A 15259-nucleotide genomic window follows, 5' to 3' on the forward strand; every position below is an offset into this window, starting at 1 on the left:
ATCACTCGGCAGGCTTGAGCGGTGCCGGGTCGTCGGCCGGAACGGCGGGCGTCGGCGCGGCCGTGCCGATCCGCCCGGCCTCGGCAACCAGCCCGTCGAGGCTCTGGCCGTCGAAGCCGAGCTCCTTCATCAGCCCGTCGACGATCGGCGCCTGCGCCCGGTAGCGGAGCGCGGCATTGACGGCGCTGCTGGCGAGATTGCCACCATCCCCAGTGCCCCCAGCACCGCCGAGACCCGCCGCGCCGCCGCCGCTCAGGCCGTCGACCTGGACGATCTTGATCGAATCGATCGCCTCGAGCGGCTTGGCCGCTTCGCGCACGACCTCGGGCAGCACCTTGAGCAGTGCCATCTTGGTCTGGAGCGAGATCTGGTCGGAGGAGAGGAGGTTCGCGGCCTCGTTGACCGCGCGCTGGCCAGCCGCCTCGACCTCGAAGCGGACCCGGGCGGCCTCAGCGCGGAGCTTCTCGGCCTCGGCTTCACCTTCGGCGGCGAGGCGCAGCGCTTCGGCGCGATCGGCAGCGGCTTGCTTGTCGGCTCCCGCCTGGACCTTGATGGCGATCGCGGCGCGCTCGGCCTCGCGGCTGGCGTCGATCAGTTCGATCCTCTTCTGACGCTCGGCCACCTCGGTCTCGCGGGCGGTGCCGACACGTTCCTCGGCGGCGACCGCCTCGGCCCGGGCAAGGTCGGCCTGCGCCCGTGCCTGGCTCTCCTCGCGGCTCTTGTTCTGGACCGCGATCTGCTGCTCCTGACGGGCGATCTCGACTGCCTGGACCTGCGCGATCTTGGCCTGCTCGATCAGGCGATTGGCCTCGATCTGCGCACTGTCGGTCTGCTGCTTGGCCTCGATTCGCGCCTGCTCGGCCTCGCGGCTGCGGACCGCCTGCTCCTGCGCGACCTCGGCCGACTGGGCGGCGCGGCGAACCTCGACCTCCCGCTCCTGCTCGAGCCGGGCGAACTCGCCATCGCGGCTGATCTCGAGGCTGCGCCGCTCGGCCTCGAGATTCTTGGCCTCGATCTGGACCCGGGTTTCCTGCTCGATGTCGTTGCGCGCCTTCTTGCGCAGCTCGATCTGCTCGGTGAGCTTGGTCAGACCCTCGGCGTCGAACGCGTTGTTGGCGTTGAAATGCTCGATCGAGGTCTGGTCGAGTCCGGTCAGCGAGACCGATTCCAGCTCGAGGCCGTTCATCGCGAGGTCGGCGGCGCTGACCTGCTGCACCTTCTGGACGAATTCGGCGCGCTGCTCGTGGAGCTGGGCCATGGTCATGCCCGCGGCAACAGAGCGGAGCGCGTCCACGAACTTGCCCTCGATCAGCTCCTTGAGGCTGTCAGGGTGCATGGTCCGCTGGCCAAGCGTCTGCGCCGCAATCGCGATGCTTTCGGAATCGGGGCGGACCCGGACGTAAAATTCGGCCTTCACGTCGATGCGCAGGCGGTCCAGGGTGATCAGCGCGTCGCTGTTCTTGCGCTCGACCGCGAGCCGGACGGTGTTGAGGTTGACCGGCATGGTCTCGTGGAGGACCGGTAGAACCAGCGCGCCGCCGTTCATCACCACCCGCTCGCCACCGAAGCCGGTGCGGACGAAGCCGATCTCCTTCGACGCGCGCTTGTAGAGGCGGGTGAGGATAAGGCCGATGGTCATCAGCGCGACGAAGATAATCGCCGCCGGAATGGCTATGTCGATATATGCGGTCACTGGGGGCCCCCTTGGCTGAGACGGCGGCCGAACATCCGCTCGTCGATATCTAGTCTGAGTTCCTCGCCTTCCGCGAGGCCGATGAAGATGTCGCCTTCGCGGCGGACGAGCAGCAGCACCTGTCCTTCGCCGGCGTCAGTCCGCTCGTCGGTCGGCTCGACCATGACAAAGTGGCGCTGGCCGTGTTCGTCGCGGACCTCGGCGCGGGCGGGCGAGCCGACCCGGGCGGTGCCGATGACGATCGCGGCGCGGCGGCCGACGAGGCTGTCGCGGCGGAACGCGGTGGTCTCATCGCGTGGCAGAATGCGGGCGGCGCCGCGTGCGGTCAGGCCAAGAAGCGGAAGGGCGAGCAGCGCCGCGCCGACACCGGCCAGGACCGCGGACAGTGATCCTCCGGTGAGCGCGGTCGCAAGTTGCTGCAGGCTGAAGCCGATCAGAGCGAACAGGCCGAGAAAGACGACCAAAAGTATCAGCAGCGGCACCTGCCCGACGCCGAGCCAGCCAAGCATGTCGCTGTCGCCATCAACATCGGCTTCGAGCCCGACCGCCCCCGCGCCGAGACCGATCGCTTCGGCCAGGCCGATCAGGATCATAAGGATGAGCGCGACGGTGAACGGCAAGTTCGCCGGGCTCAGCAGGATCTCCACGACTATTCACCCCCTGTGAGGGCTTGAATGTGACCGTGGCGCCGACACAAATCCAGCAAAAGCCGACGTTTGCTGCTGCTCCTTGTCGCTTTTGTTGCGACCCGGCGGCTAGCGGGCCTGCTTGAGCAGCTCGGCTGCCTCGGGGCCGGTCCAGTCGAGGTCGCCCGAATAGCGCCAGATCTCCTTGCCGTCGGAGCCGTAGAGGATGGTGGTGGGGAGGATCTGGACGCCGAGGGCGCTCGACATCGCCATCTCCTTGTCCTGGTAGGTCTCGAGCCCGACCTTGCGCTCGTCGAGGAAGGCGGCGACGGTCGGCTGCGGCTGCATGTCCTGGCTCAGCGCCAGCACCTGCGGCGCGCCCGGCTGACCAGCCAGCGCGTCGAGCGTCGGCAGTTCCTTGACGCAGGGCGCGCACCAGGTCGCCCACAGGTTGAGCAGCAGCGGCTTGCCGCGGAAGGCGGCGAGGCTGGTCTGCTCGCCGTCCCCGTCGACGAAGGCGACGTCGGGCGCGGCGGTGCCGGCCTGGCTCTTGTCCACCCCCGGCCCGGCGGCACGGCCCGTTGCGTCACCCGCCTTGTCGGCGGCTTGGCTTTGCGGGTCCGACTGCCTATCGCAGCCGGCGGTCAGGAGTCCGCCGACGACGGCGGCGACGAGGAGGACGATGCGCATGGTATCGCGCTACGGCAGCGCTCCCTTGCAGGGCAAGCGTGGTCTTTGGGCCACGGCTCTGGCGCTCGCGCTGGCGGGTTGCGGGCAGGTCGGCGAACTGAAGCCGCCCCCTGGCCAGCCGCTCCCGGTCAAGCCCAAGCTGGCGGTGACCACCCCGACCCCCGAGGAACTGCTGACCCCGCCGCCCTATGCCCGGCCGGTGCGGGTCGACGAGATCCTGACCCGCTCCGAACCGCGCCGTCCCGACCGCTTCGACCTGCCTCCGCCCTCGGGCGCGGAAGGCGCCTCGGAACCGGAAGCCGACAGCAACGCTTCGACCGGCGACACGACCCGAGTGCAGGAGCCGCAGTGACCTCGACCTTCAAGCCCGTCCGCAAGGCCGTCTTTCCTGTCGCCGGTCTCGGCACCCGGCTTCTGCCGGCGACCAAGACCATGCCCAAGGAGATGCTTACGGTCATCGACCGGCCGCTGATCCAATATGCGGTGGACGAGGCACGCGAGGCCGGGATCGACCAGCTGATCTTCGTTACCGGGCGCGGCAAGTCGAGCCTGGTCGACTATTTCGACGTCAGCTTCGAGCTCGAGGCGACGATGAGGGCCAAGGGCAAGAGCATGGAGGCGCTCGAGCTCAGCCGGGCCGACTTCGGCCAGCTGATCAGCGTCCGCCAGCAGCAGCCGCTCGGGCTCGGCCACGCGGTGTGGTGCGCCCGGCACGTGGTCGGCGACGAGCCCTTCGCGGTGCTCCTGCCCGACGACCTGATGGCGGGCACGCCAAGCGCGCTCAAACAGATGGTCGAGGCCTATAACGAGGTCGGCGGCAACATCGTCTGCGCCGAGGAAGTCGCGGCGGAGAAGACCGCGAGCTACGGGATCGTCACGCCAGGCGAGAGCCGCGGCCGGCTGACCGAGGTCAAGGGCCTGGTCGAGAAGCCAAAGCCCGAGGTCGCGCCGTCGCGGCTCGGAGTCATCGGCCGCTACATCCTCCAGCCCGAGGTGATGGGGGTGCTCGACGCGCAGGAGCCGGGCGCGGGCGGCGAGATCCAGCTGACCGACGCGATGGCCAAGCTGATCGGCCGCCAGCCCTTCCACGCGGTCGAAGTCGATGCGGTTCGGCACGATTGCGGCGATCGCACCGGCTATGTGCTGGCGACGCTGGCACTGGCGCTGCAGCGCGAGGACCTCGGCCCGGTCGTGCGCGAGGCGCTCAAAGGCCTCTAGGCGCTGACCCGCCGGCGCTCGGCCTCGAGCGCGTACATGCGGTGCTTGAGTTCGCCCAGTTCGATCGCCTTCATCGCCGCTCGGGCGTCCATCGCCTGCATGTCGGCGCGAAGCGCGGCGACCTGCCGTGCGGCGGCGAGCCGGCGCTCGATGCGCGCGACCAGAAGCTCGAAGTGGAAGGGCTTGAGCATGACGTCGTCGGCCCCGGCGGCATAGGCGCGGACCGCGGGGTCGGGCTCGGCCCGGCCGGCCAGAAGGAGGACGGGAAGGTGGGCGAAGGCGACCTGCTCGCGGATCGCGCGGGTCAGCTGGGGTCCGCTCATCGGTTCCATCACCAGCTCGGCGAGGACGAGGTCGATCGTGCTCCGGTGGAGTTCGCCGAGCGCGGCGGCGCCGTCGGACGCGGCGGCGATCGCATAGCCCTCGTCGCCGAGCCGCCGGGCGAGCAGCGAAAGGTGCCCCTTGTTGGGGGTGACCACGAGGAGACGCGGACGCGTGCGGGCTACAGCCGGTGCCATTGCTCCAATGTGGGAGCGAATGGTTAACGCTTCGTTAGGATTGCCGTCGCGCTCAGGCCTCGAGCTCGACATCCCAGTAGAGATAGTCGCGCCAGCTCTCGTGGAGATAGCCCGGCGGGAAGGCCCGGCCATGGTCCTGCAACTGCCAGCTGGTCGGCCGCTCGGGCCAGTGGGCGATGCTCATGCCCGCCTGGCGCGGAGTCCGTCCGCCCTTGCGGAGGTTGCATGGGGCGCAGGCGGTGGCGACATTCTCCCACGTCGTCCGGCCGCCCTGGGCGCGCGGGATGACATGGTCGAAGGTCAGCTCGCGGTGGCTGCCGCAATAGACGCAGCGGAAGCGGTCGCGGAGGAACAGGTTGAACCGGGTAAAGGCCGGGTTCTCGCTCGGCCGGACGAACTGGCGAAGCGCGATGACGCTCGGCAGCTTGAGTGTATGGTTGGGGCTATGAACCTCGCGGTCATAATGGGCGATGACGTCGACCCGCTCGAGGAACATCGCCTTGATCGCGGTTTGCCACGGCCACAGGCTCAGGGGATAATAAGAGAGTGGGGTATAGTCGGCATTGAGCACCAGCGCCGGACAGCTGTCGGGGTGGCGGATGACATCGGGATGATACACGAGCGCTCAGGTCTCCGTTCGGTCCTGCCGAACGCGCCCCTCCGGCCTCGTCGCACGCAAGGAGGAGAGACCGTTTTCGGCCGCTTCCCTTGTGCCCACCGGATGCCAAGCCGATGTGACACGACGATGAATCGCAACTTGCCGGTGCCGGGTCAAGGGCCTTTGCGGCCATGACGACGACCCGCTTCGCGCCGTCGCCGACGGGGCGGCTTCACCTCGGCCATGCCTATAGCGCGGTGCTCGGGCGAAGGCTGGGCGAGCGCTGGCTGCTGCGGATCGAGGATCTCGATCCCGGGCGGGCCCGGCCCGAGCATGTCGAGGGGATCATGGAGGACCTCGACTGGCTCGGGCTCGAGCCTGATGGGGAGCCGCTGGTCCAGTCGTCGCGGACGCAGCTCTACGCCGCGGCGCTCGACCGGTTGCGGGCCGCCGGGCTGGTCTATCCCTGCTTCTGCACCCGCGCGGACATCGCCGCCTCGCTGACCGCGCCGCACGGAGACGCGGGGAGCGGCTATCCGGGCAGTTGCCGCGGGCTGCCCGACGATCCCGAGCGCCGCGCCGCGGTGCCGCACAGCTGGCGGCTCGACGCGGCGCGGGCAATTACCGTCGCGGGCGGGACGCCGGGGTGGACCGAGCAGGACGGCCGGACCTTCCCCGCCGACCCGTCGCAGATCGGCGATGCCATCCTCGCCCGCAAGGACGCGCCCTCCTCCTACCATCTCGCCTGCGTGGTCGACGATGCCGCAAGCGGCGTGACGCTGGTGGTGCGCGGCGAGGACCTGAGGCCCTCGACCCCCGTCCAGCGACTGCTCCAGCAACTGCTCGGCCTGCCCGAGCCGACCTACCTCCATCATCCACTGGTCACGCACGAGGACGGGCGCCGCCTGGCCAAGCGCGACCAGGCCCCGACGCTGGCAGCGATGCGCGAAGCCGGGGTGGACGGACCGGTGCTCGCGCGGCAGCTTGCTACGGGCCTCCTGCCTACTGGTTTCCGGCTGTCGAGCGACTAGATAGGACGATCATGACCGCACCACTCATCATCCTGCTCGTCGTCTTCATGGGCCTGACCGCCTACGTCCTCGTGCGCGGGGTCATGGCCATGGCCTCGGGCAAGGTCGGCAACCAGGAACAGCAGCAGCAGTGGATGCGCAAGCGCGTCCTCTACCAGGGCATCGCCATCTTCATCGCGGCGATCATCCTGGTGCTTGCCGGCAGCGGCGGCGGCCGCTGAACCTTGGTCAAGCTCAACAAGATCTACACGCGCACGGGTGACGCGGGCCAGTCGGGGCTGGTCGACGGGAGCCGGGTCAGCAAGGCCTCGGCCCGGATGCACGCGATCGGCGAGGTCGACGAGGCGAACAGCGCCGTCGGGCTTGCCGCGACGTCGGTCGAGGGTGAGCGGGGCAGCATGCTCCGCCGGATCCAGAACGAACTGTTCGATCTCGGTGCCGATCTCGCCACGCCGGGCGAGATGGAGGGCGCACTGCGCATCCTGCCAAGCCAGGTCGAGCGGCTCGAGAGCGAGATCGACGCGATGAATGCCGACCTCGCCCCGCTGACCAGCTTCGTCCTGCCGGGCGGGTCGACCGCGGTAGCGGCGCTGCACCTCGCCCGCGCCACCGTCCGCCGGGCCGAGCGCTGGACCGTCGCGCTCGGCGATGAGGAGGCGCTCAATCCCGCCGCGCTGGCCTATCTAAATCGGCTGTCGGACCATCTGTTCGTCATGGCCCGCCACGTCGCGAACGAGGAGGGCGGCGACCTCCTGTGGCAGCCGGGGGCGACGCGGACGTGAGCGGAGGCGCTCCGGCCCGAGTTGAAGCAATCCGGCCGGACCGCTAGGGAGCATCGCATGTTCTTCCTCATGCTGCTCGACATCGCCACGATCATCCTGACGGCTGTCATGTGGCTGATCATCCTCCAGGCCGTCCTGAGCTGGCTGGTCGCCTTCAACGTCATCAACATGCGCGGCGGAATGGCCGGCTTCGTGATGGCGCTCGACCGGCTGATGTCGCCGCTCTACCGGCCGATCCGGCGGATCCTCCCGGACTTCGGCGGCCTCGACCTGTCGCCGCTGGTGGTGATCATCCTCATCCAGATCATCACGGGGCCGATCTTCAACTATCTCCGCTCCCTCGTCGTCACCTATTCGGCCTGAGCGGATGGCGGCGACGCTGATCGACGGCAAGGCGGCGGCGGCGAGCCTCCGCGAGCGGCTGGCGCATGTCGCGGGCTTCTTCCGCGCCTCGACCGGCCGCCCCGCGGCGCTTGCCACCGTACTGGTCGGCGAGGATCCGGCGAGCGCGGTCTACATCCGCTCCAAGCGATCGGCGACCGCCGAGGCGGGAATGGAGAGCCTCCACCACGCGCTTCCCGCCGACACGTCGCAGGCCGAGCTGCTGGCGCTGATCGAGCGGCTGAACGCCGATCCGGCGGTGGACGGGATTCTTGTCCAGCTGCCGCTTCCATCGCAGATGGATGCCGCACTGGTGATCTCCGCGATCGATCCCGACAAGGACGTCGACGGCTTCCATGTGGTCAACGCCGGCCGGCTCGCGGTTGGCGATCCGGCGGCGCTGGTGCCGTGCACCCCGCTCGGCTGCCTCCACCTGTTGAAGGCCACGCTCGGTGACCTCTCGGGTCGCCACGCGGTGGTGATCGGCCGCTCGAACATCGTCGGCAAGCCGATGGCCATGCTGCTCCTGTCGGAGAGCTGCACCGTCACAATCGCTCACAGCCGGACCCGCGACCTTCCCGAGGTCTGCCGCAGCGCCGGCATCCTCGTCGCCGCGGTCGGCCGCCCGGAGATGGTGCGGGGCGACTGGATCAAGCCCGGTGCCTGCGTCATCGATGTCGGCATCAACCGGGTTCCCGCGAACGAGCCCGGCAAGACCCGCCTGGTTGGCGACGTCGCCTTCGCCGAAGCAACCGAGGTCGCCGGCGCGATTACCCCGGTGCCGGGCGGGGTCGGTCCGATGACCATCGCCATGCTGCTCCGCAACACCCTCGTCGCCGCGCACCGCCGCGCCGGCCTCCAAGCCCCGGAGGGACTGTGATCCTCACTCTTCTCCTCGCCGCGGCGGCGCCGGTGAGCGCGGTCGATGCCGAGCGCGCCTTCGCCGCCGATGCCCGCCGCCTCGGCCAGTGGACCGCCTTTCGCAAGTGGGCCGACCCGACCGCGGTGATGTTCGATCCGCAGGCGGTGTGGGCTCAGCAATATCTGGCAGGCCGCCGCGATCCTCCCGCGTCGGTCCGCTGGTGGCCCGACCGGAGCTGGACCTCGTGCGACGGTCGGACGGCGGTCAACAGCGGACCCTATCGAATGGCAGGCAAGGCCGGCGGCGGGCGCTTCCTGACGCTGTGGATGCGGCAGCCCTCGGGCCAGTGGCGCTGGACCATCGATGGCGGCAGCCCGGCAGCACGTCCGGCGGCCATGACGTCGCGGGTCACGGTGCGCCGGGCGAGCTGCCAGAATCCGCAGCTTCGCCGGCGCCAGATCGCCGCCTCCTACGCCAACCCAGCCAACCGCGCCGCCGCGCCGGGCGACAGCGGCTACAGCCGCTCGGCCGATGGAACGCTCCTATTCAACTGGACCGTCGCCGCCGACGGCATCCGCCACTCGCGGGTCCAACTGTGGACCGGCCGCCGCTTTGAGCCGGTGGTCGACGAGACGGTACGCCCGCGCTGATGATCGAGCTGTTCACCTCGGCCTTCATCACGCTTGCAGTGATCATCGATCCGCCGGGCTGTGCGCCGATCTTCGCCGGCCTGACCAAGGGCACCGAGGCGGCGCATCGGCGGCGGATGGCGATCCGCTCGGCACTGGTCGCCTGGTGCATCCTGACCTTCTTCGCTTTGTTCGGCGAGCCGCTGCTGAGCACGCTCGGGATCAGCCTCTCGGCCTTTCGGCTGGCGGGCGGGATCATGCTGTTCATGATCGCGCTCGACATGGTGTTCGAGAAGCGCACCGAGCGGCGCGAGGAGCGGGCGCGGGAAATCGAGGGCACGCCCGAGGCCGACGACATCTCGGTCTTCCCGATGGCCATCCCGATGATCGCGGGCCCCGGCTCGATCGCCTCGATCATGCTCCTGTCGGGCCGCGCCGACGGCACGGTCGAACAGCTTGTGGTGCTCGGCGCGATGACCAGCGTCATCGTCCTGACGCTCCTCGCCCTGCTCGCGGCGGGTCCGCTGATGCGGCTGATCGGGGCCAAGCTCGAGGCGATGATCACCCGGATCCTCGGCGTGATCCTCGCCGCGCTCGCGGTCCAGTTCGTGCTCGACGGGCTCGAGCGCTCGCTTCCCGGCCTGGCGGGCTAAGCGACGACAAGGACGTTCCCGGCCGGGCGGCCTAGCGCACCACCCGCCACATCTTGAGCGGGCTGTCCTTGCCGAGGTCGATCGGCTGCAGCCACGGGAAGGACGCGCCATTCTCGAGCTGGGCGTAGAAGCCCTTGGGAGCGGCCGCGCGGAAGACGGTCGCCTGGTTCATGTGCGGACAGACCAGCAGATAGTCGCTGCGGTGCTTGAGGATCAGCGCTCGCGCCTGCTCGGGCGAGCCGCGGAAAGCGTTCATGCTGTCGGCGATCGCCTGGCCATTGCGGTGATAGGGCCCGCCGAGCGCGCTGTGGTGGGTGACCGCGATCAGCCGCGGCCCGAGGTCGATGAAGGTGAAGACATTGCCCTTCGGCTGCATCGCGACGGGCCGCATCGCCCACATGGTCGGGCAGAGCCGGTTGGCGCGGTTGTTGAGCTTGTCGCGCTCGGTCAGCGGTTTGACCTCGGGATCGTGGATGAAGCGCATCGCGACAGGGACCGCGGCCCCGCTTCCAAGCAGGATCACCGCCGTGCTGCCGAGCACGGTGACGAAGCTGTTGCGGTGGTTCCAGACGTAAGGGAGCAGGGTCGTGACCAGCGCGGCGCAGCCGATGGTGCCGAGCAGCTGCGCGGCGGGTCCTGCGCGGGTCTGCCAGAAGAGCAGGGCGAAGGCGGTCGCCGCGACCATGCCCACGGCCACCGTCGCGGGAAGCCGCTCGGGATCACGCCGGCGATGCCAGATCAGCAGCAGCCAGCCGAGGAGGCCGACCGCGGGCAGGCTGCCGATCGCAAGCGCGGTTCGCCAGGGGTGCCGGGTGATCGGCCGCGCCTCGCGGACGTTGCTCAGCCACAAGCGCTCGACCTCGGGCGACACGCCTTCGAGGCGGCTGAGGCAGTGCGGCCAGGCGAGCGCGTGGAAGCCGGCGACGACCAGTCCCGCGGCCGCCGCAAGCGCAAGCCGCGCCGGCCATTGCTTCGGGCTTTTCCAGGCGAGCAGGACCAGCAGGGCGCCGCCGACGAGCGCGTCGGACAGCCAGACCGGCGACAGCGCGTCGCACACCGCCAGCCAGTTGGCGTTGCTCGCGAACAGGAGGAAGCCGAGCGAGCAGCCCCCGGCGAGACCGATGCCGAAGGTCGCGATGCGCTCGCGCTGGCGAGGATCGGCGACCCACATCAGCACCTGCGCGGCGGCGGCAAGCGCGATGTAGATCAGCATCTCGAGCCCGATCGACAGGCTGAAGGCAGCGGCGAGGCCGGTGGTGAGACCGCCGCGGCGACGGTCGGGATCGGCCAGCCCGGCGATGACCAGCGCGAGCATCGCCAGCTGCCAGCCGTGATGGTCGATCCGGGTCGGCATGAACATGCCGTTGGTCGAGCCGGCGAAATAGAGGGCGAGGAGGGCCGCGACGAAAGCGCCCGGACCGACCAGGCGGCGGGCCGTGACGGTGAGCGCGCCGAGCAGCACGAGATAGGGAAGCATCGGCGCGACCGCGACCGCCATCTTCTCGGCCGCGGCGCCGCTCATGAACCAGCGCCCGACCGTGATCAGCGCCGCGATTGGAAGGTCGACGATCCGGCTCCAGTGGATGTTGGCGCCGCCGAACGCCGGGTCGAAGCGGTACTGGCGCAGGTCGTACCAGCTCTGCCCGTGGAGCCAGGCGCGGACCTGCGCGATCCGCAGATTGTCGTCGGTGTCGGACAGGCCGAACGCTTGGATCTGGCCCCAGCGTTGCCACAGGAAGACGGCGCATGCACAAAGCCAGATCAGCAGCACGGCCAGTCGCCAGTGCCGCTCCGTCCACGCCAACAGCCGCTCGGCCAAGCCTCAGTCTCCCGCCCTCAAGTCGTTTGCCGCTCTAGGCACTCGTCGCTAGAGGGCAAGGGCAATGCTCGCCGCACTCGTTTCAGACCCCGACCGCCGGGCCGTCCTCATCCAGGCGATCCGCTATGCCGTCGCAGGCGTCGCTATCACTCTCGCCTTCTCGGCGGCCTACTGGCTGGTGACCGAGCTGACGGGGATGGATCCCAATCTCGCGCTCGGGATCGTGTTCGTCATCTTCTCGGGCATCAGCTACTTCGCGCACGGCGCCTTCAGCTTCGCCGGCCATGGCGAGCGCGACCGGCAGCATGTCCGGGTGGCGCGCTTCTTCATCGTCAACATTATTGGCTTTGTCGCCAATCAATTTTGGGTATGGCTGCTGGTCAAGCATTTCGGCGGTCCGACCTGGTGGCCGATCCTTCCCTTCATCCTGGTGACTCCGTGGCTGACCTTCGTCCTGCATCGCCGGTGGGTCTACGCGTGACGGGGCCGGTCCTCAGCATCATCGTTCCGGTGAAGGACGAGGAAGACGCCATCCCGATCTGCATCGCGCGGGTGCGCGCGGTGCTCGACGGCCTGTCCGACCCCGCCTCCCGAAGCTGGGAAATGCTGTTCATCGACGACGGCAGCACCGACAGGAGCCTCGCCGTGCTTCGCGACGCGCATTCCGCCGACCCGCGGATCAAGGCGCTCAGCCTGTCGCGCAACTTCGGCAAGGAAGCGGCTCTGTCGGCGGGGATCGACCATGCCCTCGGACAAGCCGTGGTGCCGATGGACGTCGACCTGCAGGACCCGCCCGAGGTGCTTGCCGAGATGCTCGCCAAGTGGCGCGACGGCTTCGAGATCGTCTACGGCGTCCGCACCAATCGCGAATCCGATAGCCTGCCCAAGCGGATCACCGCCGACTTCTACTATCGCGCGCACAACTGGCTCTCGAGCGACAAGATTCCCGAGCATGCCGGCGATTTCCGCCTGCTCGACCGCAAGGTCGTCGAGGTGATCCGCCAGATGCCCGAGCGCAACCGCTTCATGAAGGGCCTGTTCGCCTGGGCCGGCTTCCGCCAGTCGAGCGTCGAGTATCGGCGGGTCCCGCGCGAGGTCGGCACCACCAAGTTCAACTACTGGAAGCTGTGGACCTTCGCGATCGACGGGATCACCTCGGCCTCGACGGTCCCGCTCAGGGTCTGGTCGTACCTGGGGGGCGCGGTCGCCCTGCTGGCGTTCGGCTACGCCATCTACATTGTCGTCAAGACGCTGCTGTTCGGGATCAGCGTCCCCGGCTACGCCAGCATGCTGGTGGCGGTGCTGTTCCTCGGCGGCCTCCAGCTGCTGAGCCTCGGCATCCTTGGTGAATATGTCGGGCGGATCCTGGTCGAGGCCAAGGGTCGACCCCTGTATGTCGTGCGTGAGCGGCTTGGAGACAAAGACTGATGGACCGGGCCGTGTTCGACCGTATGGCGGAACTTGATTCAGCGCACTGGTGGTATGTCGCCCGGCGCGAGATCCTGGCCGAGCTGATCGCCCGCGAGGTACGGCCGCCGCGTCCGGCAAGGATCCTCGAGATCGGCTGCGGCACCGGCCACAATCTGGCGATGCTGCAGAAGTTCGGCGACGTCGAGGCGGCCGAGCTCGACCCCGAGGCACGCCGGCTGGCGGCGCAGCGGCTCGGCAAGCCGGTCCATGACGGGGCGCTTCCTGGGCTTGCGGACCAGCTCGGTTCGGGCTTCGACCTCATCGCGCTCCTCGACGTGCTCGAGCATGTCGAGGACGACCGCGGCGCGCTTACGGCGATCCTGCGCATGCTGAAGCCCGGCGGCGCGCTGCTGGTGACTGTCCCGATCAACAAGTGGATGTGGACCGCGCACGATGCCGCGCACCATCATCACCGCCGCTACACCAAGCAGGAGGTCGCGACCCTTGCCCGCGAGACCGGCTATGAGGTCTCCCTGCTCAGCCCCTTCAACACCCTGCTGTTCCCGCCGATCGCCGCGGTCCGGCTGCTCGGCAAGCTGACCGGCCGCGAGAGCGCCGACGACGCCATGCCCGGCGCTGCCGTTAACAAGCTCTTCCAGGGCATCTTCGGACTGGAGAAGCATCTCGTCGGCAAGCTCCCGCTGCCGTTCGGGGTCAGCCTCGTGGCGGTGCTTCGGCGGCCGGCGGCCTGAGCCGGAAGAGATAGACTCCGCGACCCTGGTGGATCAGCTCGGCATCGCCGAGCAGGCGCGGGTTGAACGCCGGCGGATCGACCAGCCAGACATAGTCGAAGGCTTCGCGCGGGAAGTTGGCGAGCGAGACGTTGACCGGACGCGGCAGCGCCAGACGGCACCGGGGATCGCGCACCAGCTGCGAGGGATCGTAGCGGAAGCGCCCGGCCGGCTCGTATACGTTGACGAGCAGCTGCGCGCCGGGATTTTCCCAGTGGTTGTTGGTCAGTCCCTCGCGGCGGACGATCGTCATCCCGCCGATATGCCCGTTGCGCCACAGCGCCCAGCCGCGGTCGCGGCATTGCACCCCGACCAGGCTCAGGACCCGCGCGCCCATCGGCACCTTGTCGAGCGCGGCGAGCTTCTCGCGCTGGTCGTCGGCGGCGATCGCGAGGCTCGCGGTGACGCTCGCGGTGCGGGCGAGGAGGAAGGTCAGGGCGACCACCGCGAGCACCCGCGCAAGCCGATAGTCGGTCTCGCGGCGGAAGCGGATCGCCAGCAGGAAAAAGGCGACCACGAAGGGCATCAGCCGCATGTCGGCATAGGCCGAGCCGAAGATCAGCCGCGGAAGCAGGGCGAAGGCGGCGAGCAGGACCAGCGCGGTGAAGGTCAGCATCCGCGACAGTGTCAGCCGCGGGTGGACGATCGCGAACAGCAGCATGATCGCGGTCAGTGCGAAGCTGACAAGGTCCCATTCGCGCCAGCGGTCGCGCAGCACGGTGTGAACCGAGAACCACTTGTTGCGCCAGTTGAACCAGTCGGTGGTGATCCCGCCCCCGCCTTCGCGCCAGGCGAGCATCAGCAGGATCGGGAGGCTGAGGACGGCGGCATGGAGGGCGGCCCGGAACGCCGAGCGGAGCCAGCCGCGGCCCTCGTCGTGGTTGCGCACGGCATCGGCCGAGAAGGCGAGCAGGCCGAGCATCCCCCAGCCGAAGGTGTGGCAGGTCCAGACGAGGAAGGAGATGGGCACGAACAGCGCCGCGCGGAGCCGGTACTTGCGCAGCCGGCCGAGCCGGAGCCACAGCCCGAAGGCGAGCAGCGCCAGCGCGACGCTCAGCGCATAGTTGACGAAGCCGAACAGGAAGTGGTGGCCGTAGGCGAAGGGGAGCGCGAACATCACCGTCGGCGGCAGCCGGTGGTGAACCTCGCGTGCGACCCACAGCATGCCCGCGACGGTCATCATCGGGATGGCGATGACGATCAGCTTCACCGCCGGCTCGAGCCCGATCAGCTTGCCGAGCGGCCAGACGAGCAGGTCGACCCCGAGATTGCCCATCACCGACCAGCGGAAGGCGTAATAGGTCTTGAGAAAGGGCGAGGTGCCGATGTCGAGCTCGACCCGGTAGCGCCCCATGTGCCCGAGGAGATCGACCAGCGGGGGGATCGGCGGATAGAGCAACGGCACCGCGGCCAGCAGCACCATCGCCACCACGAAAGCGCGGCTTTCCCACCAGGGCCGGGGCTGACCGGGGGCAGTCGGGGGAGCGGCGGGCGGGATCATCTCGGGACAATGCCCTTGCACCAACCGCGCACACTGTCACCCTCGTTCATGCGCCGC

19 protein-coding genes are annotated in these 15259 nt (G+C 69.1%); 12 read left to right on the plus strand and 7 right to left on the minus strand.

Annotated features, from left to right (window positions below; translation table 11 throughout):
- Position 1: 1 nt before the first annotated feature.
- The 3 genes from ABD727_RS01500 to ABD727_RS01510 form a co-directional block, all read right to left on the minus strand.
- The gene (locus ABD727_RS01500; protein ID WP_344707998.1) at positions 2 to 1639 is read right to left on the minus strand and encodes a flotillin family protein; all 1638 of its coding nucleotides are present in this window, start codon (positions 1637 to 1639) and stop codon (positions 2 to 4) included.
- 50 nt (positions 1640 to 1689) lie between these two features.
- Positions 1690 to 2340: a YqiJ family protein gene (locus ABD727_RS01505; RefSeq protein ID WP_344705621.1), complete on the minus strand. Its 651-nt coding sequence runs from the start codon at positions 2338 to 2340 to the stop codon at positions 1690 to 1692.
- A 108-nt stretch (positions 2341 to 2448) separates the two neighbouring features.
- Positions 2449 to 3009, minus strand: a complete 561-nt coding sequence (locus ABD727_RS01510; protein ID WP_344705622.1) for a TlpA family protein disulfide reductase — start codon at positions 3007 to 3009, stop codon at positions 2449 to 2451.
- Here ABD727_RS01510 and ABD727_RS01515 point away from each other — a divergent pair.
- Positions 3002 to 3361, plus strand: a complete 360-nt coding sequence (locus ABD727_RS01515) for a hypothetical protein (RefSeq protein ID WP_344705623.1) — start codon at positions 3002 to 3004, stop codon at positions 3359 to 3361. The genes ABD727_RS01510 and ABD727_RS01515 overlap by 8 nt on opposite strands.
- A complete protein-coding gene (locus tag ABD727_RS01520; protein ID WP_344705624.1) occupies positions 3358 to 4227 on the plus strand; it encodes a UTP--glucose-1-phosphate uridylyltransferase in 870 nt (289 codons plus the stop codon). The genes ABD727_RS01515 and ABD727_RS01520 overlap by 4 nt, the downstream gene beginning before the upstream one ends.
- Here the strand turns inward: ABD727_RS01520 and ABD727_RS01525 are convergent.
- The gene (locus ABD727_RS01525; RefSeq protein WP_344705625.1) at positions 4224 to 4745 is read right to left on the minus strand and encodes a response regulator transcription factor; all 522 of its coding nucleotides are present in this window, start codon (positions 4743 to 4745) and stop codon (positions 4224 to 4226) included. The genes ABD727_RS01520 and ABD727_RS01525 overlap by 4 nt on opposite strands.
- Before the next feature lie 52 nt (positions 4746 to 4797).
- Positions 4798 to 5364, minus strand: coding sequence for an HNH endonuclease (locus tag ABD727_RS01530; RefSeq protein ID WP_344705626.1), 567 nt, complete (start codon positions 5362 to 5364; stop codon positions 4798 to 4800).
- A gap of 170 nt (positions 5365 to 5534) precedes the next feature.
- On the opposite strand from ABD727_RS01530, the gene gluQRS reads away from it, so the two are divergent.
- From gluQRS to ABD727_RS01565, 7 genes are read left to right on the plus strand one after another with little or no spacing between them, the layout of a single operon-like run.
- A complete protein-coding gene (gluQRS, locus tag ABD727_RS01535) occupies positions 5535 to 6374 on the plus strand; it encodes a tRNA glutamyl-Q(34) synthetase GluQRS (protein WP_344705627.1) in 840 nt (279 codons plus the stop codon).
- Positions 6375 to 6385: 11 nt separating this feature from the next.
- Complete coding sequence (locus tag ABD727_RS01540; RefSeq protein ID WP_344705628.1) at positions 6386 to 6595, plus strand: HIG1 domain-containing protein; 210 nt, start codon at positions 6386 to 6388, stop codon at positions 6593 to 6595.
- Between the two features lie 3 nt (positions 6596 to 6598).
- Entirely contained in the window at positions 6599 to 7156 is a 558-nt protein-coding gene (locus tag ABD727_RS01545) for a cob(I)yrinic acid a,c-diamide adenosyltransferase (RefSeq protein ID WP_344705629.1), read from the plus strand.
- A gap of 57 nt (positions 7157 to 7213) precedes the next feature.
- Positions 7214 to 7519: a YggT family protein gene (locus tag ABD727_RS01550; protein WP_344705630.1), complete on the plus strand. Its 306-nt coding sequence runs from the start codon at positions 7214 to 7216 to the stop codon at positions 7517 to 7519.
- 4 nt (positions 7520 to 7523) lie between these two features.
- Complete coding sequence (folD, locus tag ABD727_RS01555; protein WP_344705631.1) at positions 7524 to 8417, plus strand: bifunctional methylenetetrahydrofolate dehydrogenase/methenyltetrahydrofolate cyclohydrolase FolD; 894 nt, start codon at positions 7524 to 7526, stop codon at positions 8415 to 8417.
- Positions 8414 to 9049: a hypothetical protein gene (locus tag ABD727_RS01560; protein ID WP_344705632.1), complete on the plus strand. Its 636-nt coding sequence runs from the start codon at positions 8414 to 8416 to the stop codon at positions 9047 to 9049. The genes folD and ABD727_RS01560 overlap by 4 nt, the downstream gene beginning before the upstream one ends.
- On the plus strand, positions 9049 to 9681 hold the full coding sequence (locus tag ABD727_RS01565; RefSeq protein ID WP_344705633.1) for a MarC family protein: 633 nt from the start codon (positions 9049 to 9051) through the stop codon (positions 9679 to 9681). The genes ABD727_RS01560 and ABD727_RS01565 overlap by 1 nt, the downstream gene beginning before the upstream one ends.
- A 31-nt stretch (positions 9682 to 9712) precedes the next feature.
- Here ABD727_RS01565 and ABD727_RS01570 read toward each other — a convergent pair whose 3' ends face one another.
- Entirely contained in the window at positions 9713 to 11500 is a 1788-nt protein-coding gene (locus ABD727_RS01570; protein ID WP_344705634.1) for an AcrB/AcrD/AcrF family protein, read from the minus strand.
- 64 nt (positions 11501 to 11564) lie between these two features.
- Between ABD727_RS01570 and ABD727_RS01575 the strand changes: the two genes are divergently transcribed.
- From ABD727_RS01575 to ABD727_RS01585, 3 genes are read left to right on the plus strand one after another with little or no spacing between them, the layout of a single operon-like run.
- Positions 11565 to 11981: a GtrA family protein gene (locus tag ABD727_RS01575; RefSeq protein ID WP_344705635.1), complete on the plus strand. Its 417-nt coding sequence runs from the start codon at positions 11565 to 11567 to the stop codon at positions 11979 to 11981.
- Positions 11978 to 12928, plus strand: a complete 951-nt coding sequence (locus ABD727_RS01580; protein ID WP_344705636.1) for a glycosyltransferase family 2 protein — start codon at positions 11978 to 11980, stop codon at positions 12926 to 12928. Before ABD727_RS01575 ends, ABD727_RS01580 begins: the two co-directional genes overlap by 4 nt.
- Positions 12928 to 13662, plus strand: coding sequence for a class I SAM-dependent methyltransferase (locus tag ABD727_RS01585; RefSeq protein WP_344705637.1), 735 nt, complete (start codon positions 12928 to 12930; stop codon positions 13660 to 13662). Before ABD727_RS01580 ends, ABD727_RS01585 begins: the two co-directional genes overlap by 1 nt.
- Here the strand turns inward: ABD727_RS01585 and ABD727_RS01590 are convergent.
- Entirely contained in the window at positions 13625 to 15202 is a 1578-nt protein-coding gene (locus ABD727_RS01590; RefSeq protein WP_344705638.1) for a hypothetical protein, read from the minus strand. The genes ABD727_RS01585 and ABD727_RS01590 overlap by 38 nt on opposite strands.
- Positions 15203 to 15259 lie beyond the last annotated feature (57 nt).

The organism is Sphingomonas swuensis (genome assembly GCF_039538045.1).
In the GTDB taxonomy this organism is placed as follows: domain Bacteria; phylum Pseudomonadota; class Alphaproteobacteria; order Sphingomonadales; family Sphingomonadaceae; genus Sphingomicrobium; species Sphingomicrobium swuense.